This window comes from Rhizobium tropici CIAT 899 (assembly GCF_000330885.1).
GTDB classification, from domain to species: Bacteria; Pseudomonadota; Alphaproteobacteria; order Rhizobiales; family Rhizobiaceae; genus Rhizobium; species Rhizobium tropici.
On the sequence record NC_020062.1, the window covers coordinates 1,068,123 to 1,095,110 of the forward strand.

Annotated in this window: 27 protein-coding genes; 15 read left to right on the forward strand and 12 right to left on the reverse strand. The window is 59.2% G+C overall.

Going from position 1 to position 26,988, the window contains the following annotated elements:
* Positions 1 to 79: 79 nt before the first annotated feature.
* From RTCIAT899_RS27050 to RTCIAT899_RS27075, 6 genes are all read left to right on the forward strand, one after another.
* Positions 80 to 1,093 carry a helix-turn-helix transcriptional regulator gene (locus tag RTCIAT899_RS27050; RefSeq protein ID WP_015343020.1) on the forward strand — a complete coding sequence of 338 codons (1,014 nt, stop codon included), beginning with the start codon at positions 80 to 82 and terminating at the stop codon, positions 1,091 to 1,093.
* 57 nt (positions 1,094 to 1,150) lie between these two features.
* Positions 1,151 to 2,323: a polysaccharide biosynthesis/export family protein gene (locus tag RTCIAT899_RS27055; protein WP_015343021.1), complete on the forward strand. Its 1,173-nt coding sequence runs from the start codon at positions 1,151 to 1,153 to the stop codon at positions 2,321 to 2,323.
* 123 nt (positions 2,324 to 2,446) lie between these two features.
* Positions 2,447 to 3,310: an FkbM family methyltransferase gene (locus RTCIAT899_RS27060; RefSeq protein WP_135488191.1), complete on the forward strand. Its 864-nt coding sequence runs from the start codon at positions 2,447 to 2,449 to the stop codon at positions 3,308 to 3,310.
* Between the two features lie 43 nt (positions 3,311 to 3,353).
* Positions 3,354 to 4,679, forward strand: coding sequence for a glycosyltransferase family 4 protein (locus tag RTCIAT899_RS27065; RefSeq protein WP_015343023.1), 1,326 nt, complete (start codon positions 3,354 to 3,356; stop codon positions 4,677 to 4,679).
* Between the two features lie 18 nt (positions 4,680 to 4,697).
* Positions 4,698 to 5,747 (forward strand): hypothetical protein, encoded by a 1,050-nt coding sequence (locus RTCIAT899_RS27070; RefSeq protein ID WP_015343024.1) that lies wholly within the window; start codon positions 4,698 to 4,700, stop codon positions 5,745 to 5,747.
* Positions 5,748 to 5,829: 82 nt separating this feature from the next.
* Entirely contained in the window at positions 5,830 to 6,069 is a 240-nt protein-coding gene (locus RTCIAT899_RS27075) for an autotransporter outer membrane beta-barrel domain-containing protein (protein WP_015343025.1), read from the forward strand.
* Between the two features lie 72 nt (positions 6,070 to 6,141).
* Here RTCIAT899_RS27075 and RTCIAT899_RS33915 read toward each other — a convergent pair whose 3' ends face one another.
* The 3 genes from RTCIAT899_RS33915 to RTCIAT899_RS27085 form a co-directional block, all read right to left on the reverse strand.
* The gene (locus RTCIAT899_RS33915; protein WP_015343026.1) at positions 6,142 to 6,303 is read right to left on the reverse strand and encodes a hypothetical protein; all 162 of its coding nucleotides are present in this window, start codon (positions 6,301 to 6,303) and stop codon (positions 6,142 to 6,144) included.
* An 81-nt stretch (positions 6,304 to 6,384) separates the two neighbouring features.
* Positions 6,385 to 7,236 carry a helix-turn-helix transcriptional regulator gene (locus RTCIAT899_RS27080; protein WP_015343027.1) on the reverse strand — a complete coding sequence of 284 codons (852 nt, stop codon included), beginning with the start codon at positions 7,234 to 7,236 and terminating at the stop codon, positions 6,385 to 6,387.
* Positions 7,237 to 7,306: 70 nt separating this feature from the next.
* Positions 7,307 to 7,534 carry a DUF1127 domain-containing protein gene (locus RTCIAT899_RS27085; protein WP_015343028.1) on the reverse strand — a complete coding sequence of 76 codons (228 nt, stop codon included), beginning with the start codon at positions 7,532 to 7,534 and terminating at the stop codon, positions 7,307 to 7,309.
* Between the two features lie 222 nt (positions 7,535 to 7,756).
* Between RTCIAT899_RS27085 and RTCIAT899_RS27090 the strand changes: the two genes are divergently transcribed.
* On the forward strand, positions 7,757 to 8,902 hold the full coding sequence (locus tag RTCIAT899_RS27090; RefSeq protein WP_015343029.1) for a M24 family metallopeptidase: 1,146 nt from the start codon (positions 7,757 to 7,759) through the stop codon (positions 8,900 to 8,902).
* Between the two features lie 21 nt (positions 8,903 to 8,923).
* Here the strand turns inward: RTCIAT899_RS27090 and RTCIAT899_RS27095 are convergent, their stop codons facing one another.
* The 6 genes from RTCIAT899_RS27095 to RTCIAT899_RS27120 all read right to left on the reverse strand — a co-directional run bounded on the left by RTCIAT899_RS27095 (position 8,924) and on the right by RTCIAT899_RS27120 (position 15,006).
* Positions 8,924 to 9,982 (reverse strand): ABC transporter ATP-binding protein, encoded by a 1,059-nt coding sequence (locus tag RTCIAT899_RS27095; RefSeq protein ID WP_015343030.1) that lies wholly within the window; start codon positions 9,980 to 9,982, stop codon positions 8,924 to 8,926.
* A gap of 4 nt (positions 9,983 to 9,986) precedes the next feature.
* A complete protein-coding gene (locus RTCIAT899_RS27100; RefSeq protein WP_015343031.1) occupies positions 9,987 to 10,817 on the reverse strand; it encodes a carbohydrate ABC transporter permease in 831 nt (276 codons plus the stop codon).
* A gap of 3 nt (positions 10,818 to 10,820) precedes the next feature.
* Entirely contained in the window at positions 10,821 to 11,756 is a 936-nt protein-coding gene (locus RTCIAT899_RS27105) for a carbohydrate ABC transporter permease (RefSeq protein ID WP_041678409.1), read from the reverse strand.
* 90 nt (positions 11,757 to 11,846) lie between these two features.
* Positions 11,847 to 13,106, reverse strand: a complete 1,260-nt coding sequence (locus tag RTCIAT899_RS27110) for an ABC transporter substrate-binding protein (protein ID WP_015343033.1) — start codon at positions 13,104 to 13,106, stop codon at positions 11,847 to 11,849.
* A gap of 41 nt (positions 13,107 to 13,147) precedes the next feature.
* Positions 13,148 to 14,314, reverse strand: a complete 1,167-nt coding sequence (locus tag RTCIAT899_RS27115) for a PLP-dependent transferase (protein ID WP_015343034.1) — start codon at positions 14,312 to 14,314, stop codon at positions 13,148 to 13,150.
* Positions 14,311 to 15,006, reverse strand: a complete 696-nt coding sequence (locus tag RTCIAT899_RS27120; RefSeq protein WP_015343035.1) for a FadR/GntR family transcriptional regulator — start codon at positions 15,004 to 15,006, stop codon at positions 14,311 to 14,313. Before RTCIAT899_RS27120 ends, RTCIAT899_RS27115 begins: the two co-directional genes overlap by 4 nt.
* A 194-nt stretch (positions 15,007 to 15,200) precedes the next feature.
* Between RTCIAT899_RS27120 and RTCIAT899_RS27125 the strand changes: the two genes are divergently transcribed.
* Complete coding sequence (locus RTCIAT899_RS27125; protein ID WP_015343036.1) at positions 15,201 to 15,455, forward strand: hypothetical protein; 255 nt, start codon at positions 15,201 to 15,203, stop codon at positions 15,453 to 15,455.
* Positions 15,456 to 15,824: 369 nt separating this feature from the next.
* Positions 15,825 to 15,959 carry a hypothetical protein gene (locus RTCIAT899_RS34450; protein WP_015343038.1) on the forward strand — a complete coding sequence of 45 codons (135 nt, stop codon included), beginning with the start codon at positions 15,825 to 15,827 and terminating at the stop codon, positions 15,957 to 15,959.
* A 33-nt stretch (positions 15,960 to 15,992) separates the two neighbouring features.
* Here RTCIAT899_RS34450 and RTCIAT899_RS27130 read toward each other — a convergent pair whose 3' ends face one another.
* Together RTCIAT899_RS27130 and RTCIAT899_RS27135 are read right to left on the reverse strand one after the other, a co-directional pair.
* Positions 15,993 to 17,195: an amidohydrolase family protein gene (locus RTCIAT899_RS27130; protein ID WP_015343039.1), complete on the reverse strand. Its 1,203-nt coding sequence runs from the start codon at positions 17,193 to 17,195 to the stop codon at positions 15,993 to 15,995.
* Between the two features lie 60 nt (positions 17,196 to 17,255).
* The gene (locus RTCIAT899_RS27135; protein WP_015343040.1) at positions 17,256 to 17,969 is read right to left on the reverse strand and encodes a GntR family transcriptional regulator; all 714 of its coding nucleotides are present in this window, start codon (positions 17,967 to 17,969) and stop codon (positions 17,256 to 17,258) included.
* Positions 17,970 to 18,235: 266 nt separating this feature from the next.
* Between RTCIAT899_RS27135 and RTCIAT899_RS27140 the strand changes: the two genes are divergently transcribed.
* The 6 genes from RTCIAT899_RS27140 (at position 18,236) to RTCIAT899_RS27165 (ending at position 24,598) form a co-directional block, all read left to right on the forward strand.
* Complete coding sequence (locus RTCIAT899_RS27140; RefSeq protein ID WP_015343041.1) at positions 18,236 to 19,324, forward strand: ABC transporter ATP-binding protein; 1,089 nt, start codon at positions 18,236 to 18,238, stop codon at positions 19,322 to 19,324.
* A gap of 29 nt (positions 19,325 to 19,353) precedes the next feature.
* Positions 19,354 to 20,652 carry an ABC transporter substrate-binding protein gene (locus RTCIAT899_RS27145; RefSeq protein ID WP_015343042.1) on the forward strand — a complete coding sequence of 433 codons (1,299 nt, stop codon included), beginning with the start codon at positions 19,354 to 19,356 and terminating at the stop codon, positions 20,650 to 20,652.
* Positions 20,653 to 20,720: 68 nt separating this feature from the next.
* On the forward strand, positions 20,721 to 21,632 hold the full coding sequence (locus RTCIAT899_RS27150; RefSeq protein ID WP_015343043.1) for an ABC transporter permease: 912 nt from the start codon (positions 20,721 to 20,723) through the stop codon (positions 21,630 to 21,632).
* Position 21,633: 1 nt separating this feature from the next.
* Positions 21,634 to 22,455 (forward strand): ABC transporter permease, encoded by an 822-nt coding sequence (locus RTCIAT899_RS27155; protein ID WP_015343044.1) that lies wholly within the window; start codon positions 21,634 to 21,636, stop codon positions 22,453 to 22,455.
* Between the two features lie 4 nt (positions 22,456 to 22,459).
* Positions 22,460 to 23,203 carry an aspartate/glutamate racemase family protein gene (locus RTCIAT899_RS27160; RefSeq protein ID WP_015343045.1) on the forward strand — a complete coding sequence of 248 codons (744 nt, stop codon included), beginning with the start codon at positions 22,460 to 22,462 and terminating at the stop codon, positions 23,201 to 23,203.
* A gap of 108 nt (positions 23,204 to 23,311) precedes the next feature.
* Entirely contained in the window at positions 23,312 to 24,598 is a 1,287-nt protein-coding gene (locus tag RTCIAT899_RS27165; protein ID WP_041678198.1) for a DUF763 domain-containing protein, read from the forward strand.
* A gap of 51 nt (positions 24,599 to 24,649) precedes the next feature.
* Here the strand turns inward: RTCIAT899_RS27165 and RTCIAT899_RS27170 are convergent, their stop codons facing one another.
* Positions 24,650 to 26,986: a glucose/quinate/shikimate family membrane-bound PQQ-dependent dehydrogenase gene (locus tag RTCIAT899_RS27170; protein WP_015343047.1), complete on the reverse strand. Its 2,337-nt coding sequence runs from the start codon at positions 26,984 to 26,986 to the stop codon at positions 24,650 to 24,652.
* Positions 26,987 to 26,988 lie beyond the last annotated feature (2 nt).

Consider the following 26,988-nt stretch of genomic DNA (forward strand, 5'->3'; position numbering starts at 1 on the left):
GGAAAAAGTGTAGCCTAGATAGAAATCACGTGTTAGCAATTGCTAATATGCAACTTGAGATTTTGAGTAGGAATAGCGGATGGCGATGTTGGAAAGAGTTGTCGAGCAATGCGTCGGTACTTTCGAGGTGTATTCCCGTGATGCAATCATTCGTAATCTCGACATGCTTGAGCCAAACTGGAAGTGGTCTGTTCCCTCAGAAACCTCCGGCGACTATTCCTTCAAATTCAGTAAGCAACCCCTTCAATCGGCTTCGATCATAAGCGCCGAGCATTCGGCAGGCCTGGAAGGTATCGCCAAACAGGATTTGCCGCGCGTCAGCATCGTCTTCGTTCTCGCCGGAGAAATAGAGATCATTCACCGGCGAATGCAGAAATCCCTCCGCATTCCCGCCAACAATGTCGCCAGCATCAGCGATCGTGCCGGGAAGCGCATCGAAATCAAGCCGCGCAGTTCCTGGCTGCTGTTTCAGATCCCGGAAGCGGTTATTCGGCAGCATTTCGAAGAGCTGACCGGCAAGCCCTACGTGCAGGAATTCGCGCTGGCGCCGGTGAGCTTCCGTCAAGGCGGCGCGCAAGGGCTCTATCAAACACTGCGCCAGGCCGAGAAGGATTTGACGACCGCCCGCCAGACCGAACGGATGATGCTCGCCAAGGCCTACGGCGAGCTCCTGCTGGTCAAGCTGTTTGCCAAGTTGCCGCACAATCTGTCCGATGCCTTCAATCGCGGCACCTTGGATAGCGCGCCGCGACAGCTCCTGAGGGCAGAGGCGTTCATGCGCGACAATCTCCATAATGCCATCATGCTGGAGGATCTCGCGCACGCCGCGAGCTGCAGCCCGCGCGCGCTGCAACGCATGTTCAAGACCTATCGCGGCGATACGCCGATGGGAATCCTCTGCAATTACCGGCTGGCCGCGGCACATGGCGCCATCAAGGGCGGCCAGGCCGAAAGCATCACCGATCTTGCCATGAGCCTGCAATTCTCCAATCCCGGGCGATTCTCCGTGCTCTACAAACACGCCTACGGCTCCAGCCCATCGTCGATCCTTCGTTTTTCCCGGGAGCGTAGCGACAATGCCGGAACGGCCTAGCCTGCTTGGCACGATGTTGCCTCGTCAAAACTGCCTCCATGCCAATCAGGATCATCGATGCCGTTGAAGTTCGGATTATTGTGCGTTTTTGCCTGCGTTCTTACGGGCTGTGGATTACCGGAGGCCGGCCCCAAGGCCTCCCGCATATTGGAGGAGGCGGCTGCGCGTGCCATGCCGCCATTCGCGGTGGTCGATGTGATATCGACGGCGATGGTCAAGAGCGTCGCTCGACCGGAAGCCAGCTTCGCAGCATATTTCGGTGAGGGCGCACGGGATCCCGGCCTCAGGATCGCGGTTGGCGATGTCGTTTCCGTCAGCCTTTGGGAAGCGCCTCCCGGCAGTCTGTTCGGGATGGCCTCGAGCGCTTCGGGTCAGCAACAGGCGACCGGCAGTTCGGTGACGATCCCGCCGCAAACCATCAACAGCGATGGCACGATCAGTATTCCCTATGTGGGCCGGATTACGGCTGCCGGCCGCACTCCAGCTTCGGTGGAAAAGGCGGTGGTTTCCGGCCTGACGGGCAAGGCGGTGCAGCCACAGGCGTTGGTGACCGTCCAGCAAAGCTCATCGAACACCGTCACGGTTACGGGCGAGGTGGCCGGCGGTGCACGCGTCGCACTTTCGCCCGCCGGCAGCCGCGTGCTCGATGCTATTGCCGCGGCGGGAGGATTACGCGCCGGCGTCAACGACAGCGTCGTCTATCTGACGCGCGGCGGACGAACGATGCACCTGCCTTTCACCGCGATTGTTCAAAATCCGCGCGAAAACGTGAGATTGCGGCCCGAAGACGTCGTTACGGTGGTGCGCGAGCCGGTTACCTACACGATTCTTGGCGCCTCAGGTCAGAGTGGCGAAGTCCCCTTCAGCGTTCAGCATTTGACTATGGCGAACGCCGTTGCACGTGCAGGAGGCTTGCAGGATAGCCGCGCGGATGCTTCCGGCGTCTTCCTTTTCCGCTACGAGCCGCTTGAGGTCGCCCGTCGCATCGTTGCGCCGAGCAATCCGTTGCTGCGCCGTGGGGGGCTTGTTCCGATCGTCTACCGGTTCAACCTGAAAAACGGCTCGACGCTGCTTGCAATGCAGAACTTCGAGGTTCAGCCGCGAGATATAATTTATATCTCCAATGCCTCGTCGGTCGATATTCAGAAGTTCATGGGCCTCTTCCAGGGGGTTACCGGGACGGCTCTGTCGGCGGCATCGGTCGGCATCTCCGCGTCGGCGGCAAACTGAAGACGACGGAGCAAGTGCCTAGAACGGGCCGGAGGCGGATGATCTCGCTGCGATCGAGGGAGTTTCCTGATGCTGCCCGGCTTGCGGAATGCGTTACGGGCATGCTGGAACGAGAGAGGTACGATGAGTTCTTCGGCACTGCTACATCTTCATGAATTGATGGCGTTCGATCGGCATCAGGCCGAAACGGCCATCCTGCAGCGCGTGAACAGCGCCTACCTTGGAAACCACACGGCTTTGGTGCGTGTACTCGGTCGCTACAAGCTCTATGTGGACACCCGAGATCGAGGCTTCGGGTCCCATGTTCTTCTGGACGGCTTTTGGGAAATCTGGCTGACGCTGTTCTGCGCGCGCAACGTCAAGCGCGGCATGACCGCGATCGATGTCGGTGCGAATTTTGGCTATTACTCCCTTCTGCTTGCCGAACTCGTCGGCACAAGGGGCGAATTGATCGCCGTCGAGCCCAATCCCCATGCCGCCGATTTCCTGCGTCGCAGCGTCGAACTCAACGGGCTGCTCGGACGGTCGAGGATCGAAACATCGGCGCTCGGCGCAACGATAGCGGGAGAAGCCTCTTTATATGTTCCCCATAGCGAGCCGAAGAATGCGCAGATCGTTTCGGAAATGTTTCAACCTCGCCCACAAGACGGCGTTGTCATCAAGGTCCCTGTGACAACCCTCGACGGGATGAGCGCCGCCTGCTCGCGCGTCGATTTCATCAAGATCGACGCGGAGGGGGCGGAGGAGGTGATACTCGAAGGAATGGCCGAGACCATTGCCCGCCATAAGCCGATGCTCGTGGTCGAATTCAATCCTGCCCGCTATGCCGACGCATCCGGTTTTCTCGAACGGCTTGCCGGCATCTATGGAGCGATACGGCGTCTCGATTTCAGCGGCGAGGCAGAGCCCATCACCAGCGAAGACCTGCTTTCGAAATACGGGGCCGATGATTCGCTGCTCGTTCTTTCGCGCGACAAGCCGGCTTGATCGAGAGTGGTGAGAGTTCCCAAATACTGAGGGAGAGATAGGAATGAGCCAGACGATCCTTTACGACGGCCTCAACCTTTCCCTCAAGAAGGGCACCGGGGTTGCAACCTACACCCGCAGCCTGATGGAGACGGCCCAGTCCCTCGGCTATCTGACGGGCGTTGTCCATGGAATTCCCGGGAAAGTGCCGAAGGACCCCGTTCTGCGTGAGGTGCTCCTCTTCGATGACGCCAGTGCTCAAGTCCCCGGAACGATTTCGGTCGCAAAGCGCTGGCTGCGGCGCCGCATCGCCGCCCCGTTCGGCATCGCTCCGATTCCGATCCCTTTGAGCGGCACCGTCATTGTGAAATCGCTTCAATCGCAACTTGGTGCGGCCGACACCATTTATGCCGCCAACGATTTGTTCCAGCTCGCGCGCTATCATTTCAAGCGTTACGGCAACAATCTGACCATGAAGTTCGAGACGCAACCCGATCTTCTCCATTGCACCTATCCGATGCCGATCGCAGCAAAAAGGGCGCTGAATGTCTACACGATCCACGATTTGGTTCCGTTGCGGCTGCCCTATCTGACCGAGGACAACAAGCGCTATCACTACAAGATGCTGCGCTCTCTGGTCCGGCGAGCGGATCACATCGTGACGGTATCGGAAACGTCGCGGGCCGACATCATCAAGGTTCTCGGCGTCGACGAGGCGCGGGTCAGCAATACCTATCAGGCCGTTCAGGTGCCGGAGCGGCTTCGCGAGAAGCCGGACGACGTTGTTGCCGATGAGGTCGCCGGCATCTTCCATCTCGATTGGAAGGGATATTTCCTTTTTTTCGGTGCCTTCGAGCCGAAAAAGAACATCTCCCGGCTGATCGAAGCCTATCTTGCCGCAAAGACGGACAAGCCGCTCATCATTGTCGGTGCCCCCGGCTGGAAGGGTGCCGAGACGCAGCAGCTGATCGATGACGACCGCTTCCGCTTCTATCTTCGCGCGGAGGACCGCATCCTGCCGCAACGACAGATCCAGCGTTTCGACTTCGTGTCCTATCCCTTGCTGATCAGCCTGATCAGAGGAGCGCGTGCGGTGCTATTTCCTTCGCTTTATGAAGGCTTCGGGCTGCCCGTACTTGAATCCATGCAGCTTGGAACGCCTGTTTTGAGTTCCACGGAGGGATCGATTCCCGAGATAGCAGGGAATGCGGCGCTGCTGGTCGACCCCTATGATACGGAGGAGATGCGCAAGGCGATCGTCAGCCTGGACCAGGACGACGGGCTATGCGCCTCCTTTGCCAAGTCCGGGCCCAGACAGGCCGCGCGTTTTTCGCCGGATCGATATCAACAGAAGATTGGCGCGCTTTATGATAGCCTCTTCAACGGATAATCAAACGAGGAGTGCGTCGTGACCATCCTCTTTGCATTCGGAATGCCGGGGGTCATGTCTTCCTGGGGCGTTGCAGCGGTTCACGCCCTGGCCCGCGAAGCCTTCGGCGATTATGCGGTCATTGCCACCGATACTGTAGAGGATCTCAAGCAGCACGTCCTCGCGCGATCGGGCGCGCATGCCGTTCTCGTCTCGCAGTTTCCCGAAGCGGGGCTATCGGAACTGATCCTCAGGGTCAATGTGCCGTTTCTATTATTCCTCGAAGATCCCCTCGATGCTGTTTCCTACCTCGCTCGTGCGACCGGGCAGCGAGATATCGGTTTGGTCAGGGCCGTCTCGGCAAGCCTTGCCTGCCTCGAGCCGCTTGCGGGCGCTTCCGGGGCACTGATCTTGCGTCGCGGCGATGTCGATCAAAAGGGCAGCATAGATCTGCTGCTGAAGACCATAGACCGGCATTTCAGCACCGATCTTAAACTGGAGCAGATAGCCAACGCGCTGCTGCATGTCGGCATGGCGCCCGCCGGACGACCACCGCATAAAGCACCGAAACTGGAGGAAGCCGCCGCGGCTGTCATTGCGGGCTATCTGACACCGCAGGAGGCGGTTCCGGAGGTCAGCGAGGGATTGCGCCAGACGGCAAGGAAGGTTCTCTGTCCCCTCGAATTCGACCGACGTAAAGCCGCGAGCACCGTCTTCTGGCCGCAAGAAGCGTTCCTATCAGGCGATAGTTTGGGGCAGGCTCTGGACGATCTTGTTGATCTCACCGGCGGAGCCCGCTGCCTCATCTATGGCCCCTATCTTCACCTGCCGACGGGGCGCTGGAATGCGAAATTCATTTTCGATGTCGACGAAGACTGCCAGGGGCAGATCTTCACCGTAGAGGTACATGCTGCCGAATTGCTCGGCCGCCTGCGCGTGTGCCCGCAAGGCACCGGCTCATTCGAAGCGGCGGTGCCGATCGATGTTGTCGATCCGCGTGCGCCGATCGAAATCCGATTGATGATGGATAGCGGCGCCATCGAGGGGCGTCTTTCCGCCTGGAGCGTCGAGTGGCTGCGAGCGGCCTGACAATCGGCTCTCGTCGTTGACAGCTGCATGCGGGCAGGTCGACCAAGGGCAAGTGCTATCGCGTGGGAGCAGGGAGGCGAGGATGATCGAACTCGCCGACGGCATTCAGGGTTGGCGAAATTCAGAAAGCCGGGTGTCCTTCGCCGGAGGTGACAGCTTCCTGGTTTCGGGAACACCCATCGGGCGCGACGCTGCCAAGGTTTCGCTCGGGATCGGCATGAAGCTCAGCGAGAACGCGGATTTCGGCATTTCCTATCACGGCGAGTTTTCGAAGGATGTGACCGAAAACAAGGCCCGTGCAGACTTCAAGCTGCGCTTCTAATAGACAGGCGTTGCGGCGCTCCTGCCGCAACGCCTCCATTTCCATTAATCTGCGGGCCGGCCCGACGCTTTCCTATTCCTTGCCGCTCGCAGCGGCTGAGGTCGATTGCCCGGCTTCCTTCAAGGCGGCAGCACATTCCTCGCAGCATACCTCGACTGATTTGCCGCCAAGATTGACCTTGATGGTCTCAGCGCCGAGTTCGCAGTCACAAGCAGCACATGTTGTTTTCTTCATATCATGATCCTTTCCTGATCGATCCCTTGCCGGGGTAGGATCATAAGAGCATCGATCATCATGTCGGCGCTGTCGGAATCTTTAGCGAACCGCGTAGCGCTTCGGCTTCAGCTGCGCCGAACGCTGAAATTCCGCCGGTGTCTGCCCGTAGGTTTGTTTGAATGTGGCACTGAAATGGCTGTGGCTGGAAAAGCCGAGATCGAGCCCGAGCATGGTCAGGTCGTCATAGGAGCCGAGGAGATCGAGCGCGCGTGCCAGCCGAAGCCGCAGCTGATAGCGATAAAGCGGAATGGCTTCCACCTGCTGGAAGACTTGCGTCAGATAGACGGGCGAGACGCCGACTTCTTTTGCGATCTCTGCAAGCGTCCAGCGGCGGGCAAGATCGGAGGACAGAACGAGCTTTGCCCGGTCGACAAGCTTCTGCCGGCCGGAACTTGCGCCAGCCGCATGCGATGTCCGCTCGCCGAGAGAACGGCGCACCAGGGTCAACGCCAGCGTTTCGGCTTCAAGGCTCTCGGCTATATTGCGGCTGAGCCCATGGCGAAGCATCGCCACGAGTGCCTGCGCACGTGGATCTATGCGTCTGTGCTGCCGACGAAAGATGACGCTTTCGCCGGACTGAACCTGCTCTTTCGGCGCGAGCTCGTGAAGGACGCTCTCATCTATACTGAAATCGAGACAGGAATCGCCACCGTCAACGGGATGACTGATCCGATATCCCTGTCCTTTATTGAAGAATAATACCTGATTTGCTTCCGCAACGGCGTCACTCTGGTCGACGTGGCGCTTGAAAACGCCACGATAGGGATAGACGAGGCTTGTCTTGTGGGCGCATTCCTCACCGCTCTTATGTCGGCATTCGCCATTGCAGACGATATCGCGAATGAGGACGGTTTTCGTCTTCAGCAGCAAGGCGGTCGTAATTTCTGACATGCCGAACTTCCCGTTCCCGGCGTTGACGTCCGCCATACCAGTGAAGCCTAACACATCCTGCGCCATCTTTTTAGTAGCGGCTATAAATATGGACATCGCTTCCATTCTGGCCGCGGGAAAGGCCAATGTCTTTCAACTGATCGTCCGACAGTCCCAGAAGCGCATTGCGGTTCCTGCGCTCGACCATTTTGCGTATGAGCAGACGTACAAGGTCCAGCAAGGTCGAGAAAGACGCGCGTCGAGTCTGGCGGAAGGCGCGGGCCTGCGCGGAAGAAGTGATGATGCTTGTGGCTTGCATGGCGATACTCCATCGGTTGCTTCGATGAGAGCAGTGAACCACTGGAGCCTTATTCGCGCTGTCAAATAATTTAGCTATCGAACGTGGCAGCGGCCTTCGAGAAAGCGGCATCGTTGTATTTTTATTGTCGACATACGTCTTGCAGGAGCGATAGTGTCGGTGCCGCTCGGCATGCCGCGATGATAAGGGTATGCAGGACCAGCACTATGGAGGAGAGCAGGAATGTCGTGGCAACACCCAATACCCCGGATTACCGCAGAGGAAAGACAACAGCGCCTTTCGAGCCTTCGAAAGCTGCTCGATGCAAAGGGCTGGGCCGGTATGTTGCTCGGGCCGACCGAGAGCCTGCGTTATTTCACCGGGCTGGCCTGGCATGCAAGCGAGCGGTTTCTCGGCGCATTGGTGACGCCGACAGACCTCTACTACATTGTGCCGGGCTTCGAGCGCAGTAGGGTGGAAACCCTGCCGCATCTGCCGGCCGAAATCCTGGAATGGCAGGAGGAAGAGAGCAGCGCGGCACTCATAGCCCGCGCGCTGGGAGATAAGGCCATCTTGGCACTCGACGACAACATGCCGCTCTACTTCTACAACGCGCTGGCCACCGAGCTTGGAACCGAAAGGCTTGTCAACGGCGGGCCGATCATTAATAGCCTGCGCCGGATCAAGTCCCCAGCCGAAATCGCGCTCATTCAATATGCCATGAACCTGACGCTGGACGTGCACAAGCAGGCGCATGCCCTGCTCAAGCCGGGGATTCGTGCGTCGGAAGTTGTTAAATTCATCGATCGGCGGCATCGCGAGGCCGGCGCCGATGGCGGCTCGACCTTCTGCATCGTATCCTTCGGCGAAGCCACGTCTCTGCCGCATGGCGCGGATGGCGACCAGACGCTCGGCGAAGACGACGTCATCTTAGTGGATACGGGCGCCCGCATCGACGGCTATCATTCCGACCTGACGCGGACATACAAGCTGAAGAGCGGCGACAGCGCCTTCGAGGATGCCTGGGCGATCGAGCGCGAGGCGCAGCAGGCCGTTTTCCACGCGGCAAAGCTGGGCGCCGCCTGCTCGAGCCTGGACGATGCGGCTCGCGCGGTGCTTGCCAGACATTCGCTTGGCCCCGACTACAAGCTGCCGGGACTGCCGCATCGTGCCGGTCACGGCCTTGGCCTGGAAATTCATGAGGAGCCCTACATCGTGCGCGGTAACACGACGTTGCTCGAGGCCGGTATGTGCTTCTCAAACGAGCCGATGATTGTCTTTCCGAAGAAATTCGGCATCCGGCTCGAGGATCACATCTATATGGCGTTGGATGGGCCGCACTGGTTCACACAGCCATCCAGCAAGCCAAGCGAGCCGTTTGCGAGCTAAGGACTTTAGTCGGGGCGACCTTCAAGTCGCCCTTTTTTCATCCTCATCGAAGACATGCAGATGCTGCGCCGGGAAGCCGACGTAGACTTGCGTCCCCGAGCCGAGGGCTGTGCGATCCAATGTGAATACCTTGAACGGCAGGCCGTGCAGCGAAAGATGCAGGATGATGCCGAAGCCGGTGGGCTCGATGAGTTCCACATTGGCCGCGATGTCGGACGGGTCGGACGACAGCACGACATGCTCCGGCCGAATGCCGAGCGTCACTTTCGTGCCGGCGGCCAGTTGCAGCGGCCCGGGAAGCGGCACGAGCGTGCCGTCCTTGAGCTTGACGCCATTCCCTTCATAGGTTGCATCGAGAAAGTTCATGCCCGGTGAACCAATGAAGCCGGCCACGAAGAGATTGGCGGGGCGGTCGTAGAGCTCGAGCGGGCTGCCGACCTGCTGAACCACCCCGCCATGCATGGCGACGATGCGATCCGCCAGCGTCATTGCCTCGATCTGATCGTGGGTGACATAGATCGAGGTCGCCTTCAGGTCGCCATGCAATTTCTTGATTTCGGCACGCATCTGCTCCCGCAGGCGGGCGTCCAGATTCGACAGCGGCTCGTCGAACAGGAAGGCTTTCGGCTGCCGCACGATGGCGCGACCCATGGCAACACGCTGGCGTTGGCCACCGGAGAGGGCCTTCGGCCGGCGTTCCAGCAGCGGGTCGAGGCCGAGCTTGGATGCCGCATTGGCCACGGCCTTGGCGATACCATCCTTGGCCACCTTCCGCAGCCGCAGACTGTAGCTCATGTTCCCGGCAACATTCATATGCGGATAAAGCGCATAGGACTGGAAGACCATTGCGATGTCGCGATCCTTCGGATGCAGTTCGTTGACGCGATTGTCGGCGATGCGGATTTCGCCACCGCTGATGTCCTCAAGCCCGGCAATCATCCGGAGCAGGGTGGATTTTCCGCATCCGGAAGGACCGACGAGAACGACAAACTCGCCGTCCTTGATCCTGAGGTCGATATCATGCAGCACCTGCACGTGGCCGTAGGCTTTCTTGACGTTTTGAATATCGATCGATGCCATATGACTAACCCTTGACCGCGCCGGCCGTCAGACCCTGCACGAGATAGCGTTGGATGAGCAGGAAGAAGAGAGCTGCTGGAATGAGCGCCATCACGCCGGCGGCCATCATTTGCCCGAAATCCACCGAGAATTTGGAGACGAAGGTGAGAAGCCCGACCGGGAAGGTCGCGGCTTGATTGCCGTTGATGAGCATCAGCGCGAAGAGCAGCTCGCTCCAGGCGGCCGTAAAGACGAAGCCGAGGGTTGCTGCGATGCCGGGTAGCGTCAGCGGCAGGATGATCTGCCGGAAGGCCGTGAACTGCGTTGCGCCGTCGATCATCGCGGCCTCTTCCAGATCCTTCGGAATGCCGTCGAAGAAGGACTGCATCAGGAAGGTGGCGAAGGGCACGTTGAAGGCCGTGTAGACGATGACGAGGCCGGTCAGGCTGTTTGTCAGATGCAGCGGCGTCAGGATCTTGAAGATAGGTGCGACGAGCATGACCAGCGGAAACATCTGCGTCAGCAGCATCAGTGCCACGATCCAGTATTTGGCGCGGAAATTAAAGCGCGAGAGAGCGTAGCCGGAAAGCGACGCACAGATGGTCACGGCAATTGCCGTCGAGGCGGAGACGATCAGGCTGTTCTTGAAGAAGGTCGGAAAGTCGCTGTGCTGCAGCACGAAGGCATAATGCTCCCAGGTCGTGCGCGACGGCCACATGCGCACGCCTTCGGTATAGAGTAGATCGTTCGGCGTCACCGAAACCTTGAGCAGCCAGAACAATGGGAAGAGCGCGAAGACGACGTAGCAAAGAATTGCCAAACGATGCGCGATGGTGGGCAGGACGGATCGTCTCATGGCTCAATCCTTGTTCAGCAAGGTCTGCCGTAGCAGGATGATCAGCATGGAATAGGCAAGCAGGAGAACCAGCAGTACCAGGGCGATGGCCGAGGCATAGCCGAAATCCAGCCGCTTGAAGGCTTGCGTGAAGATGTAGCTGGCGACGATCTGCGTGCGGTCCGCGGGGCCGCCGCCGGTCATGACGACGATCAGATCGGCGAAATTGGAGACCCAGACCGTGCGCAGGAGGACCGTGATGGCGATGGTCGGCGCCAGGAAGGGAAGCGTGATCGAGCGAAAGCGTTCGAACCAGCCGGCGCCATCGATGGAAGCCGCCTCATAGAGATCACGCGGGATCGCTTGAAGCGCTGCCAGAAGCGTGATCGCGAAGAAGGGAATGCCCCACCAGACATTGGCGACGATCGGCCCCCACATTGCATAATTTGGATCGGACAGGATGTTGTTCGGTTCGCTCATCAGGCCCATCGCATAAAGCCAATGCGGGATCGGGCCGATGACCGGATTGAACAGCCAGGACCAGTTGAGACCGGCGAGGAAAGAGGGAACGGCCCAGGGCAGGAATACGAGCGCCTGAACGATCGATCTGCCGAAGAAAGGCTTATCCAGCAGCAGCGCGAGGATCAATCCGAAGACGAACTGCAGCAGTAGGGAAGCGCCGGTCCACCAGAGCGTGTTCTTCAGCGCCCAGTAAAAGGCCTTATCCTTGGAGAGATCGCGAAAGTGCTCCAGGCCGATGAAGCCGCCGGAAAATGGATTGAGCAACTGGATATCGCGAAAGGCATAGGAAATCCCGATTGCCAGCGGCACCAGCATCACGGCGATGATGAGGATCAGGGCAGGGGCGCTGTAAAGATACGGTTCCGAGGCGTCGGCGAGGCGCTTCAGCCACGGCCTGCGGTCGTGACGCCTGTCGAGCGTGTCGGTGATTGAAGTCATCTGCAAGAGTTCCCATTCGCGGCGTTCGAACGCCGTCTGTTTCAAGTGGGCAGAGATGGCGGCGGATTGCTCCGCCGCCGCATGTGCGTTCTATTTCTTGGCCAGGAATTTCTGCTGAGCCTTGGTGAGGTAATCGGCCCATTGATCCGCCAGATCCTTCGCAGAGATATCGCCGAGCAGCGCCTGCTGCGACGTCTTGATCGCGAGCGAATCCTTGAAGAAGGCGAATTCCTCAAGATAGGTCGGCATCACTGTGGGAACGGTGTCCTTGTCAGCCAATTCCTGGAACCAGCCCTTGAATTGATCGCCGGCGTAGAAGGGGTCCTTTTCCGCGGCCGCATAGGCCGGAAGCGCACCGATCTTCTTGTTCCATTCCAGATTGCCTTCCTTGCCTTCAAGCGTTGCAATCAGCTTCCAGGACAGATCCTTGTTCTGGCTCGTCGCAAACATCGACCAGCCGGCATAGCCAATGGTCGGGAAGGACTTGCCATCCGGACCTTTCGGTAGCGGTGCAACGCCGAAATCATCCTTTTTCATGCGTTCCGCAACGGCAATTAGCGCATCCGGATCCTGATCGAGGAAGACGCAGGTGCCGGAATAGAATCCGGCGACGACTTCGTTGAAGCCCCAGTTGACGCTGTCCTTCGGCGCATAGCCCTTCTTGTAGAGATCGACCATCCACTCGATGCCCTTCGCCCAGCCCGGGCTGTTCATCGTCGAGGTGCCGTCATCCTTGAAGTACTTGTTGTAGCCGGCCATGGAGGCGGCAAAGATCATCCAGCCGTTGAGACCGCCCGGACCGCCGCGCATGCAGTAACCGTATTTGCCGGGCAATTTCGAGATGGCCTCGGATGCCTTGACGAACTCGTCCAGCGTCTTCGGCGGCTCGGCGATGCCGGCATCCTTCAGGATCTTCTTATTGTAGAACATCGCGCGCAGATAGAAGCCGTAAGGCAGCATATAGGCGGTGTTCTTGACATCGCGTCCGAGTTGAAGCGCGCGCGGCGTCAGTTCACTCGTATGTTCCCACTTGGCGAGGTAGGGCTCGAGGCTTTCGAGCATGCCGTTATTGCCGTAGAGCGACAGCCAGGTATCAGGCATTTCCATCACGTCGGGCGTATCGCCGGCCGAAACCATGGTGGCGAATTTCTGGAAGGCCTCGTTCCAGGGCAGGGAGATGATATCGACCTTGGTGCCTGGATTTGCGGCCTCGAACTTGGCGACGATCGACTTGAGCGTCTCGGTGCGCTCCGGGCTGGTGATCACTTCCACAAGCTTCAGCGTCGTATCGGCAAAGGCGGTACCGCCCATCAAGGCGGTAAATAGTGCTGCTGTTATCAGTCTTTTCATGTTGGTTCCCCTTTTTAGGTTTTCCTCTCAGATTGACGATGTCACGAGGCGGCGGCGATTGCCTCCTCGAGTTCCTTCCACAGAGCCTCGGTTCCTTCGAGGCCGACATGGAGACGCACAGAGCGCGGATTGATGCCGAAGGTATGCGCTGAATTCGGCTGCGCCTTCTGCTGCAGCACGACTTCGCCCGGCACGATCAGGCTCTCATGTCCGCCCCAGCTCACACCCAGCTTGAAGAGCGTGAGGCGATCCGCGAATGCACGCACGTCGACGCCTTCGCGGAAGATGAATGAAAACAAGCCCGAAGTGCCGTTCAGGCCCGCAGGCAGCCGATTGGCAAGACCCGGATGGCAAACCTGCTCGACGACATCCAGCTCCTGCAGCCGCTTGGCGATCGTCAAGGCTGCTGCCTCGTGTGCCTTCATGCGGATCGGCAACGTGCGAAGCCCGCGGATCAGGAGCCATGCGTCGAAGGGCGAGAGCTTGCCGCCGAGATAGGGGTAGGCTTCTGCCTTTAGTCGCGCGATCATCTCATTCGAACCGGCGACGACACCGGCGACCACGTCGCTGTGCCCGCCGAGATATTTCGAGGCGGAATGGATGACGAGATCGACACCGAGTTTCAAAGGCTGCTGGAAAAAAGGGGTTGCCCAGCTGTTGTCGATCATCGAGACGACGCCGTGCTGTTTGGCGAGTGCGGCAAGTGCACCGACATCATGCGCCTCCATGACCCAGCTCGTCGGGCTTTCCATGTAGAAGACTTTCGCACCCGGAAGTGCCTTGGCGACGGCCTCCTCATCGCGACCGTCGACATAGGTCACATCCACCTTCATGCGCTTCAGGACCGTGCCGAACAAACGGAAGGCATCCGGATAGACGTGCTTGACCGCAACGATACGGTCGCCCGGCTCGACAAAGCTCAAGACGGCCGACGATATCGCGGCCATGCCGCTGGCAAAACCGAGCGCATCCTCGGCGCCCTCGAGCTTTGCCAGCATTTCCTCGAACAGACGCACTGTCGGGTTGAGGCCACGCGTATAGGTCGGCCGCACCTTTTCGCCGCGATAGGAGGCAATCATCTCGTCATAGCTGGAAAAGGTGAAAAGCGAGGTCTGGAAGATTGGCGGTACTACGGCATCGGCGAAGTTGCCGTCGTCATGGGCAGTGATAAGGGAGGCAAGTTCGAACGGCTCTAACCCGTCAGTCATTTGGACATTTCCTTGATGTCTTCCTCGACCACGTCGAGAATTTTCAATGTTTCGGCGCGCGCAGCCTCGGGATCCTGGTCGGCGATCGCGTTGAACAGCGTGCGATGATAGGGGAAGGACCGGCGGGCAAAATCCTGCCGATCGAAAGGATGCTCCCAGAAGCGCTCGAAGGTTTCGCGCATCTGTTCGAGAAGCTGCCGGAACAGCGGATTGTGGGTGGCGTCATAGACGGCAAGATGGAAGGCAAGATCCTCGGGCCCGGATGTGCCCTTGGCCATGTGCACGCGCTCCATCTCGTTGAGCTTCTCTTCGATAATGACGAGGTCTTCGTCGGTTCGCTTTCTCGCAGCTACCATGCCGGCTTCACATTCGATGCCGCGGCGGACCTCCAGCGTCTGCAACAGCGCATCGCGCAGGTGTGACGGGTTGAAGGAAAGCGGCATATGGATCGTCGCTTTCGAAACCGGCTTCAGCAGGTAGGTGCCGCTGCCTTTGCGCGTTTCCATGACGCCGAGCGCCTGGAAGTAGGTGATCACCTCGCGAATGGTGGAGCGTCCCACCGAAAGCGCGGCCATCAGCTCGCGCTCGGTCGGAAGCCGGTCGCCGGCCTGCAGCTTTGACGATTCGATGAAGGTCGACAGCGCCTCGATGACTTGCTGCGTCCGATCAATGGAAGGAAGAGGGGTAAGCATGGGTTTTGTCATGGATAGTAAATTGGTCTGACATCTGCCATCAGGTCAATCTCTTTTTATTGGCCCGGTCATTTTTCCGGCCCTTAAATTTTTTAAGGACGCAAAGCGAGCAGCAGCGAAGGTTGTTTGCGGCCTTCAAGAGCGCCGACAGCGCTGATAGAAGGAACGCGTTGTGAGTCCCGGGCTGGAAGAGAATGGCCGCTAGAGATCGATATTCACGGAAGCTGGAATGCGCGAAATGCGACCATACCGGCTTTGCCGAGGTTTCCGAAACTGACGATCGTCGGGCGATGAGCCGCGATTTCAAGATAGACGAGATGCCGCGCGGCTTTTCCACGGAACGCCCGTCGACCGATCCGCGCAAGCATATGGTCCGCTGCCGATGCGGCTCGGTGTTTCCTTTCGAGCAGGATACGGTTTATGCACCGAGCGGCGAGCCGCGGCGCTGAGTAAGCGTATCCAGAAAAGAAAAAAGCCCCGCACAGGCGAGGCTAAGCTTGTGCCGCTCCGGGGAAATCGGAAGCGACGCGGCATTGTCTAACGGTCGCCTTCTCTCCCGACTAGGTCAGTTTTGGCGATAGCGGTACGCTCAAGGAAAAAAGCATTTAATTGTAAAGCGCGGTCAGTTTGCAGACTTCCCTCACTGGCTGCAAAGCCATGGCAAAACCATCGTGCCGTGCAATCTGTTCAGCTGGCATTCATTTTCGCGCGGGCAAAAAGCAATGACCGCAACGCCTTGCGGTCGTCGAGGCCCGGTTTCCATGGCTTCCGGGCCATGTCGCCGGGCCTCGCAGACACTGAGAACCTTGGATACCCACATGCGCCTGCTTCGTGCCTTCATCGATTGGATTTGCCGGAAGCGGCAGCCCGAACAGGAAACGCTCCAGCACTCCGCCGATGACCCCTGGGTCCTGCAGCAGATCGAAAAATTCGAACGTGAGCTGAAGCGCTAGCAGCGCTTGCCGATTCGTAACCCTAGTGCTCGATCAACGCCGCAGGACGGTCCCGTCTCTCGCGACAAGCTTGCCCGCCTTGTAGACAGCGCGTCCTTTCGGCACTGCAACGACCGCCTCGGGAACATGCTCCGCCTTCAAGGTAACGAAATCGGCTTTGGCACCGATCTTCAAGCCGTAATCAGCCAGGCGCAGTGCCTTGGCACCGCCTTCCGTCACGACATCGAAGGCGGTCTTCAATTCGTCGTCCGTATAGAAGCCGGACCGATAGCCGATCATCATGGCGCGGCCCAGCATGTCGCCATCGCCATAGGGCCACCATGAATCGCGGATATTGTCGCTGCCGCTGAAAACGATTGCACCGGCAGCCCGAAGCAGGGCAACGGGCGGGAAGGTGTGGGCGCCGGGTGCGTTGGTCATGATGGAGACACCGCTCTGGGCGATGAGAGCCGCGGCGCGCTTGGCGGCCTCGATCGAGAGATCGCCAAGCCCATAGGCATGGCTGATCGCGACATGTCCGCCCATGGAGAGTGCGCGGGTGCGAGCGCAGATCTGCTCGATGGTGAAGAGGCCGAGCGTGCCGCCGTCATGAAGATGGATATCGACAGCGACGCCATGCTTCTCGGCGACGCCGAAAACGACATCGAGATGTTTTTCGACATCGCGATCGAAGCTTGCAGGATCGAGCCCGCCGACGAGATCGGCACCCATGGCGATCGCCTGGTCCAGAAGCTCAGGTGTGCCGGGGCTTTTCAGAATGCCGCTTTGCGGAAAGGCAACGAGTTGGATGTCGATCAGGTCGCGGTATTCTTCGCGTACGGCAAGCACAGTCTCCAGCGACTTCAATCCAACGGAACCGTCCACCATGACATGGCTGCGCATATATGTGCTGCCATTGGCGATGCAGAGGTCGAGCTGGTTTCTGGCCCTTTCGTCCATCGGTGCGGCCTGCGCCATGTTTTGCGCCTGGAAGGCGACGCGCTCGTGGACGTCGAAGCCGTTGGTGCAGGGCTTGTGCGGAATCCAGGCGTCACCATAGAAGCTGGTGTCGAGATGAATGTGCCCTTCGACGAAGCCCGGCACCACGAGGGCGCCTTCGAGGTCAATAAGCTCGGAGGCAGAGATTGGCGCTCCGGTCTCCGTGATCGACACGATCCGCCCGCCCGTGACGCCGATATCCTTGATAGTGCCATCGGCAAGCTTGGCCCGGGTAAAGAGCGTTTCGATCGTGCTCAATTTTTTCTCCTTGAATCCATGGCTACCGGTCGCGCGCGAACCCTTCGGATGACGGATGTCTTACCGCTCGAACGCTTCTTTCAGACCGAAGCTCTTGCGCTCACGCAGGTCGAGATCGGCCTCGATATGGGCGATATGATGAAGCATTAGGTTACAGGCTGTGTCGACATCCTTGCGCTCCAGTGCGGTGATGATGTCGCCATGCTCGGAATGGCCACAACTGGAGGCGCTTGATTGTCCATAGAGCGCGATTACCAGCGAGGAGCGGGCGACGAGCTCCTCCATAAAGCGCTGCATGATGAGATTGCCCGATATCGACGCGAGCATGAGATGGAAGTCGCCCGAGGCCTTGATCTCGGCCCGGCGCGCGGGTTGACCGCGCTCTGCCATCAAGCGGCCTTCTTCCACGAGGAGCTGTCGGAGCTGTGCGAGCTGAGGTGCAGTGATATGCTCAGCTGCCGATCGCACTATGCCCGGCTCGACCAGCCGACGGGCAGCGAATATCTGCCGGGCTTCCTCGGGCGATGGATAGGCGACGAAAGCGCCTCGGTTCTTTTCGACACTGACGAGCCCCTCATAGGAAAGAGCCTGCAGGGCGGCACGTGCCAGAGTCCGGCTGACGCTGAAGAGAGCGCCGACATCGCTTTCGGACAGTTTCGTTCCGGGTGCGAGGCGGCGCTCGACGATCGCGTCGCGAATGGCCTCGCGGATCTGTTGCGTGCCACTGTCGGTAGCATCGCCGGGCGTCAAAAGCGCATCTGCTGAAGAGTTCATGATCGGTAGCCTGAGTAACTGGCTGCAATGATAGACAGGTTTCGCGCGGAAGTTAAATGAAATCTGATGCAAACCAGCGCGAAAATGTATACAATATTTTGCATAAATCGCGCACAATAGCCTATTTCCTGTGCAGATTCATAATTGCCTATTGGGAAGCGCAATTTCTCTCCCGAGCTAAAATTAAGTAAATTCAATCGGTTAGTTGGTCTCCGCAAAACTGGCACGATTGATGCAGTGTCTTTCCCAAACCACAGGGGAAGATGATGTCGAAAGCGGCAGAGATCGATATAGTGTCCGTTTCGAAGGTCTACGGCACGACCACGGCAGTCCACGCGATCAGCCTGAAGATACCGGCGGGCTCCTATTGCTGTTTCCTCGGCCCCTCCGGTTGCGGCAAGACATCGACCTTGCGCATGATCGCAGGCCATGAGGGCATTTCCTCGGGCGACATAAGGCTTGGCAATACCGTCGTCACCGACTTCCCGCCCGCCAGACGCGGCACAGCGATGATGTTCCAGTCCTATGCGCTGTTTCCACATCTGGACCTTATCGACAATGTCGCCTTCAGCCTGAAGATGAAAGGTGTCGACAAGGAAGAGCGCCGCGCGAAGGCGCTCGACATGCTGAAGCTCATGCAGATGGAGGCCTATGCGACCCGCCGTCCGGCTCAGCTTTCAGGCGGACAGCAACAGCGTGTCGCGCTGGCCCGCGCCCTGATCACCGATCCGGAAGCTCTGCTGCTGGACGAACCACTATCGGCGCTCGATCCCTTCCTGAAGATCCGCATGCGCGCTGAGCTCAAGAAGCTGCAGAAGTCACTCGGAATCACTTTCGTCCATGTCACGCATAGCCAGGAGGAGGCGATGGCGCTTGCCGATATCATGGTCATCATGAATGACGGCCGGATCGAGCAGGCAGGCTCGCCGCGGGAGGTTTTCGAACATCCCGCGACGGCTTTCGTTGCCCGCTTCATGGGTGACCATAACGTCTTGTCGGGTCGCATAACGTCGAGCGAAGATGGCGTGATCACCATGACCGCGCCGGAAGGGCAGGGCTTCTCCGTGAAAGGGTCAGATCGCGCCGTCGGCGAAGCCGTCGACATCGCCGTGCGTACCGACCGCGTCCGGCTTTCGCAGCCATCGGAAAAAGGGCTGGGCTTCAACGGCGTCGTCTCCAATGTCGAATATCGCGGCGCAACGCTGAAAATCACCGTCATCGGCGCCGGCAGCGACGATTTCACCGTCATCGCAAGCAACGACGATGCTGCCGCCAGATCGATCGCTGTCGGCGATGCCGTCTCACTGAGTTGGGCTCAGGAGGATGCAATCCTTCTCGGCCATGTGTCCGCATGAATCCAAACTATCAAAAAAGGGGAACTGACATGACGACTGAAACCAAGACTACCAAGACGACGAAAGGCATTTCCCGCCGCTCGCTGCTGAAGACCGGCGCTGCCGCTCTCGGCGCCATGGCCGGCTCCGGCGCCATCACCGGCTTTCCGACCATCTGGGCGCAATCGAACATCACGCTGCGCCAGTTCGGTACCGGCGTTTCGAACATCAATGCCATTGCGGAGAAGTGCAAGGCCGATCTCGGCATTACGCTCGAGATGACGGCGACCGATTCGGATGCCGCCGCACAGCGAGCCGTGACGCAGCCGAACAGCTACGATATCGCCGACATCGAATACTGGATCGCCAAGAAGGTCTTTCCGACCGGCGTCATGCAGCCGATGGACGTCAAAAAGCTCAAATATTACGACAAGATCGTTCCGCTCTTCATCAACGGCAAGCTGAAGTCCGACAGCGTCATCGCGCAGGGCACGGCACCCCACACGGTGGGCTTTGTCGAAGGGCAGGGCTCGAAGAAATTCGCCAAGGAGCCGACGCAGTGGATGACGATGGTTCCGACCATCTACAATGCCGATACGCTCGGCATTCGTCCCGATCTCACCGGTCGTCCGATCACCAGCTGGGCCGACATTCTCGATCCGGCCTTCAAGGGCAAGACCGCGATCCTCAATATCCCGTCCATCGGCATCATGGATGCTGCGATGATCATGGAAGCTGCCGGCAAGATCAAATATGCCGACAAGGGCAACATGACGAAGGCGGAAATCGACAAGACCATCGACTTCTTGATCAAGACCAAGGGCGATGGCCAATTCCGCGCCTTCTGGAAGTCCTTCGACGAAAGCGTCAACCTGATGGCATCAGGTGAAGTGGTTATTCAGTCCATGTGGTCGCCGGCGGTCGCTGCAGTCCGCTCCAAGGGTATTGCCTGCACCTTCCAGCCACTCAAGGAAGGCTATCGTGCCTGGGGCGGTGGTCTCGGCCTCGCATCGCATCTCAAGGGCGCACAGCTCGACGCGGCTTATGAATATATCAATTGGTACACCTCCGGCTGGGTCGGTGGTTACCTTAACCGCCAGGGCTACTATTCCGCCTGCATGGAAACGGCCAAGAACTTCATGTCGGCCGATGAATGGGGCTACTGGATCGAGGGCAAGCCGGCGCAGGGCGATATCCTCTCTCCGGAAGGCAAAGTCATGGAGAAGGCCGGCGCCGTTCGCGATGGCGGTTCCTTCGAAACCCGCATGGGTGCCGTCGCCTGCTGGAACTCGGTCATGGATGAGGACCGCTACATGGTTCGTCGCTGGAACGAATTCATTGCTGCCTAAGCTGCGATCGATCATTTCCTCTCCCCTTCAAAACGGGGAGAGGATCCTACCAATGGAGAGGCCGGACTATGGCGACAATCGCTTCCTCGGATGCGGAGCAGGAAACTCAGAAGCCCGGGCGTGGATTTGCCGTACCCGGCTGGGCCGTCGCCTATCTGCAGGCAACGCCGCTGTTTCTCATTCTCGGCTTCTTCTTCCTGTTGCCGATCGCCATGATCGGCATCGTCAGTTTCTGGGATTATGATTTCGCCGGCCTCTATCCGGCGTTCCTGACCACGAATTATACCGATACGCTCGGTTCGTGGGTTACATGGAAAACCTACCTCAACACATTGAAATTTACGGCAATTGTCTGGGCGCTGACGCTCTTCATCGGCTTCTGGGTCGCCTATTTTCTGGCTTTCCATATTCGCCGCACCTCGACGCAGATGATCCTTTTCCTCGTCTGCACCGTGCCCTTCATGACCTCTAACATCATTCGCATGATCTCGTGGATACCCGTTCTCGGGCGCAACGGACTTGTCAATTCGACGCTGATCGAGATGGGCCTTATCCCACAGCCGATCGAATGGCTGCTCTATTCCGATTTCGCCGTCGTGCTTGCCATGGTGCATCTCTACACACTGTTCATGGTGACGCCGATCTTCAACACGCTGATGCGTATCGACCGTTCTCTGTTCGAAGCCGCGCGGGATGCCGGCGCCAGCGGATGGCAGGTGCTGTGGAATGTCATCATCCCGCTTGCCAAGCCGGGCATGGCGATCGGCAGCATCTTCGTCGTCACGCTCGTCATGGCGGATTTCTCCACCGTGCAGGTGATGTCGGGTGGCCAGAGCGCATCCATTGCGCTGATGATGAAGAACCAGATGTCGCTGCTGCAATATCCCGCCGCTGCCGCCAATGCGGTCGTGCTTCTGATCGTCGTATTGCTGATGGTTGCTGCCATCCTGCGCATCGTCGATATCCGCAAGGAGCTCTAAGATGAACAGTGAAAAGCGCGGCCTGGAATTCTATCTTCTGGCAATCTTCTTCACGATTTTCGTCCTGTTTCTCTACGGTCCGCTCTCGGCGGTCATCATCCTGTCTTTCCAGGGACCGGACGGCGGCCTGACCTTCCCGTTGAATGGCGTCTCGCTGCATTGGTTCGCCAATCTCTTCGAGAAACAGGCGGTGGGGGATTTCGGCGCATCGTTCCAGCGTTCCTTGATCCTCGGCGTGATGGTCATGATCGTGACCGTCGTCGTCTCGCTGCTCGCGGGCCTTGCCTTTCGCCGCCGGTTCCGCGGATCGACGTTCCTGTTCTACGCGACGGTTGCGAGCCTCGTCGTCCCATCCATCATCATTTCGCTGGGGATCGGCGTCGTCTTTCAGCAGGGCGGCATCGCGCCGGCGTGGTATTCCTCCGCCTTCGGCGCGCATCTGACCTGGACCTTGCCCTTCGGCGTGCTGATCATGTTTGCCGTCTTCAACCGGTTTTCGCCGGCCTATGAGGAGGCAGCCCGCGATCTTGGCGCCAGCTCTTGGCAAACCTTCCGCCATGTAGTGCTGCCGATGATAGTGCCGAGCCTTATCGGCGTCGGCCTGTTCGGCTTCACGCTGTCCTATGACGAGTTCGCCCGCACCCTGATGACGTCGGGCACCTACAATACCCTGCCGCTCGAAATCTACGGCATGACGACGAATGTCACGACGCCGGTGCTCTATGCGCTCGGAACGGTGACTACGCTCTTTTCCTTTACCATCATCCTATTGGCGCTTGCGGTCATGACCATGCTCGGCCGCCGCCAAGCCAAGAAAAGTTGAGATCATGCGCCTGCTGCTTATCAATCCGAATACCACCGTTTCCATGACGGAGAAGGCGGCAATCGCTGCGCGTGCCGTTGCAGGCCCCGGCACGGAGATCATCGCTGCCACCTCACAGATGGGGCCGGCTTCGATCGAGGGCTATTATGACGGCGCTATCGCCGTGCCCGGCATGCTGCGCGAATTGAAGGAGAGACAGGCCGAAGGCTATGACGCCGCGATCATCTGCTGTTTCGACGACACCGGTCTGGAAGCCGCACGCATGTTCTGTGACGTACCTGTCGTCGGTCTGTGTGAAGCAGCCGTAGCCACGGCCGGCTTCCTGGCACAGCGCTTCAGCGTGGTGACGACGCTCGAACGCTCGCGCATCCTCATCGACAATCTTGTCCATCGCTATGGCATGGGCGCGCGGGCAAAGGTTCGCGCCTCCGATATCCCCGTGCTCGAGCTTGAAGATTCGTCTTCGAGTGCAATTGGAAAGCTGCGGGCGGAAATCGAGCGAGCGCTCGCTGAAGACGGGGCGGAGGCCATTGTCCTCGGCTGCGCCGGCATGACGGATCTCGCAAGGCAGCTCCAATCGATCTACGGCATCCCGGTCGTGGATGGTGTCGCCGCAGCGGTCAAGCAGGCCGAAGCTTTGGTGTCGCTGGGCCTATCCACCAGCAAGCGCAGTTCCTACGCCTCCCCATTGCCTAAGCCTTTTTCAGGAGCGATGCAGGATTTTGCGCCGACATCGGCGTTGGCTTAACCTCATCACAATTCATATTTGGTGCCTCGGCTGATCGCCGCACCTTGCGAATGGCATATCACGGCTCCCCGGACTACAATGCCACGGTAAAGAACGAGAGTCGTGGATTTGGCACAGAGAGCCGGCAAAGCTGATCTTCCCCTGCATGGCGGCCGCGTACCGCGCTGGCTTGGGGATCGCATGACGCGCCTGGGTGCCGTCATCACCGAGGCAATCGTGCAGCATTACGGTCGCGACGAGCTCTTTCGCCGCCTCGCCAATCCCTTCTGGTTCCAGTCTTTCGGCGCCGTCATGGGCATGGATTGGCATTCCTCGGGGATCACGACGAGCGTCCTTGGCGCCCTGAAGCGCGGCCTGACGCCGCTATCCGGCGAACTTGGAATCCATGTCTGCGGCGGCCGCGGCGCGCAATCGCGCAAGACGCCGGGCGAACTTCTTGATATCGGCGATCGCGTCGGTATCGACGGTGCGTCCCTTGCCATGAAGAGCCGGCTGATCGCGAAGGTGGACAGCGCAGCCGTGCAGGATGGCTTCGACCTCTACCTGCATGGCTTCATCGTCGCCGACGACGGCAAGTGGGTCGTCATCCAGCAGGGCATGAGCGACGAACGCCGGCAAGCACGCCGATATCACTGGCTATCGGAGGGTTTGACGAGCTTCCTGGATTCGCCGCACGCGGCTATCGAAGGGCGCGAGCAGGGCGAGATCGTCAATCTTGCCGATCGGCGCGCCGAGCGTTCCCGCGACGGTCAGCTGGATCTGCTTGCTTCCTTGGGGCCGGATAAAATCATTCAAGAATTCAGTGCACTGGAAGGGAAAGTTCCAGTAGTTGGCAAACAAGAAGCACAGCCGATGCTGCCATACCTCGTCATGCCGGCGCATCACGATGTGCGTCAAGAAGACGTGAACATGCGGCGCCTGCACGGAAATCTCGCTGCGGCTGCCGATCGTGGTCCGGTGGATTTCGAGGGTCTGCTTCTGACGCCTGGGGTTGGCGCGCGCACGGTGAAGGCTTTGGCGATGGTCGCCGAAGTGGTTCATGGCGCACCCTGCCGCTTCTCCGACCCCGCGCGCTTCTCGCTCGCCCATGGTGGCAAGGACCGACATCCCTTTCCCGTGCCGCTGAAGGTCTATGACGAGACGATCAATGTGATGAAATCCGCCGTCAGGAAGGGCCGCCTCGGTCGTGACGAGGAATTATCGGCGCTGAAGCGGCTGGATGACCAATCGCGGATGCTGGAGCGCTACGTCACCGGCCCCGATCTCAAAGAAATCGTAGCCGGTGAATTCGACAGATCCTTTTCCTACGGTGGCCGTAGCGTTTTCGGCTGGGAGCCTCCTGCGGACTCCGAGAATGACGGCGCTGAGGGCAACTTCGGCTCTTCCAAGAGTTAAGCCGGGGCCTTGACAGAAGGGAGAGGCTTGCCTGGCCGCTCCGTCATCGATTCAAGGCAGTGTATAGCCGATCACATAGTCGCCTGGTTTCGTTCCCACGGAACCGTGACCACCGGCCACCATGACGACATATTGCTTGTTGTCGCCGGCGGTATACGTCATCGGCGTCGACTGGCCACCCGCCGGCAGGCGTGCCTGCCAAAGCTGCCTGCCTGTCGTGACATCATAGGCCCTGAGATAATTGTCCACCGCTGCCCCCAGGAACGCCACTCCGCCCTTGGTCATCATCGGGCCGCCAATGCCGGGAACGCCGACTTTGAAGGGCAGGGGCAGCGGGGTCATGTCATGGACGGTACCGTTCTTGTGCTTGTAGGCGATCTTGCCGGTCTTCAGATCGACACCGGCGACATAGCCCCAAGGCGGTGCCTGGCAGGGAATGCCGAGCGGGCTGACGAACGGACCCATGTAGACGCCATAGGGTGAGCCTTCGTTTCGGTTGAGCCCTTGTTCGCTGCCTTTATCGCCAGCGCCCTTCGGCGGAATCTCCGCGCGCGGCACCAGTCGGGAGGTAAAGGCGAGATAGGTCGGCATGCCGAACATGATCTGCCGCTCAGGATCGACGGCGACGCTGCCCCAGTTGAAAGTGCCGAAATTGCCGGGAAAGATGATAGAACCGCGCAGCGATGGTGGCGTGTAGCGGCCTTCATATTGATGCTGGTGGAAAGAGATACGGCAGGCGAGCTGATCGAACAGCGAGATGCCCCACATGTCCTTTTCCTGCAAGGGCGGCGGCGAGAAGGTCAGATCGGAGATCGGCTGGGTCGGCGAGGCATGATCCTCCGGAATGGTGCCGCCCGGCGCCGGTATTTCCTTGAAGGGAATGATCGGTGCTCCGGTGCGGCGATCGAGCACATATATGTCGCCCTGCTTGGTCGACGCGACTAGGGCAGGGACGGTGGTGCCGTCGGCCTTGGTCAGATCGACGAGCACGGGTTGGGCCGGCACGTCCATATCCCAAAGATCGTGATGGACGAATTGCTGCACCCATTTGAGCTGGCCGGTATTGATGTCGAGCGCGACTACAGAGGAGGAGAAGCGTTCCACATTGGCGCTGCGGCCCATGCCAAGCTGGTCTGGCGTTTGGTTGCCAAGCGGAACGTAAACCATGCCGAGCTTCTCGTCGGCGCTGGAAACCGACCAGCTGTTCGGTGAGTTGGTCGTATAGGTCTGGCCAGCGGGCAGCGGCGCTGTCTGATCCGGGTTGCCCGAATCCCAGTTCCAGAGCAGCGCGCCGGTCCGGGCGTCGAAGGCGCGGATGACGCCGGACTGTTCCTGGGTGGAATAATTGTCGTTCACCGCGCCGCCGATGATGATTTTGTCGGCGACGATGACGGGCGGCGACGTCGAATAATAGTAGCCAGCCGGATTGTATTTCATGCCGTTTTCAAGATGCAGGGTGCCCTGATCGGCAAAGCTCGGACAAACCTTGCCGTTGGCAGCATCGAGCGCGATCAGCCGGCCATCCGAGGTCGGCAGATAGACGCGATCGGCACACGGTGCGCCGGCAGCAGCGGTCGTGTCGTGATAATAGGAGACACCGCGGCAGGTCTGATGCTGTCGGTTGGGGTTCATGCCGGCATTGGCATCGTAACGCCATTTTTCCTTGCCGTCCGTCGCACCGATGGCGATCGCCAGGCTATGGGGCGTGCAGATATAAAGCGTGTCGCCGATCTTGAGCGGCGTAACCTGATAAGTCGTCTCGCCGATGTCATCGGGGCGCTTCACATCACCTGTCTGATATCGCCAGGCCTCCTTCAGATTTCCGACGTTCTGAGCATTGATCTGGTCGAGAGGCGAGTAACGCTGACCAAACGAGGTTCGACCATATTGATGCCACTCACCATCGGGCACATCGCCGCCCATCGGGGCATTCGCAGCCATTGTCGTCGGCAAATCGCCGGAGAGATCGTGCGGATCGGTCGTCATCGAATAGACCGCGACCAGGATGGCAATAATCAAGGGTATGGCGAGCGGCCATGGATTGGCTCCATAGTAAACGCCGTCGAGGCTGCGAAAGCCCAGCGGCCGCCGGATCCAGGGTGTCAGAAGCCATAGACCGATCAGAATGATCACGCCGCCACGCGGGCCGAGCTGCCACCAGTCAAAACCGACCTCCCATATCGCCCATCCAAGCGCTGCCAGCACGAAGATCGCATAGAGCCAGAGTGCGGCTGCCTTGCGCATATAAAGCAGGATCGCCGTTAGGAGGAAGGCGATGCCGGCCAGAAGATAAAAGGGGCTTCCGCCGAGCAGTGTAAGCCAAAGCCCGCCGCCGCCGAGTGCCAGACCGATTAGGGCGAGGATGATCGATGTGATTACGAGGGCCATGA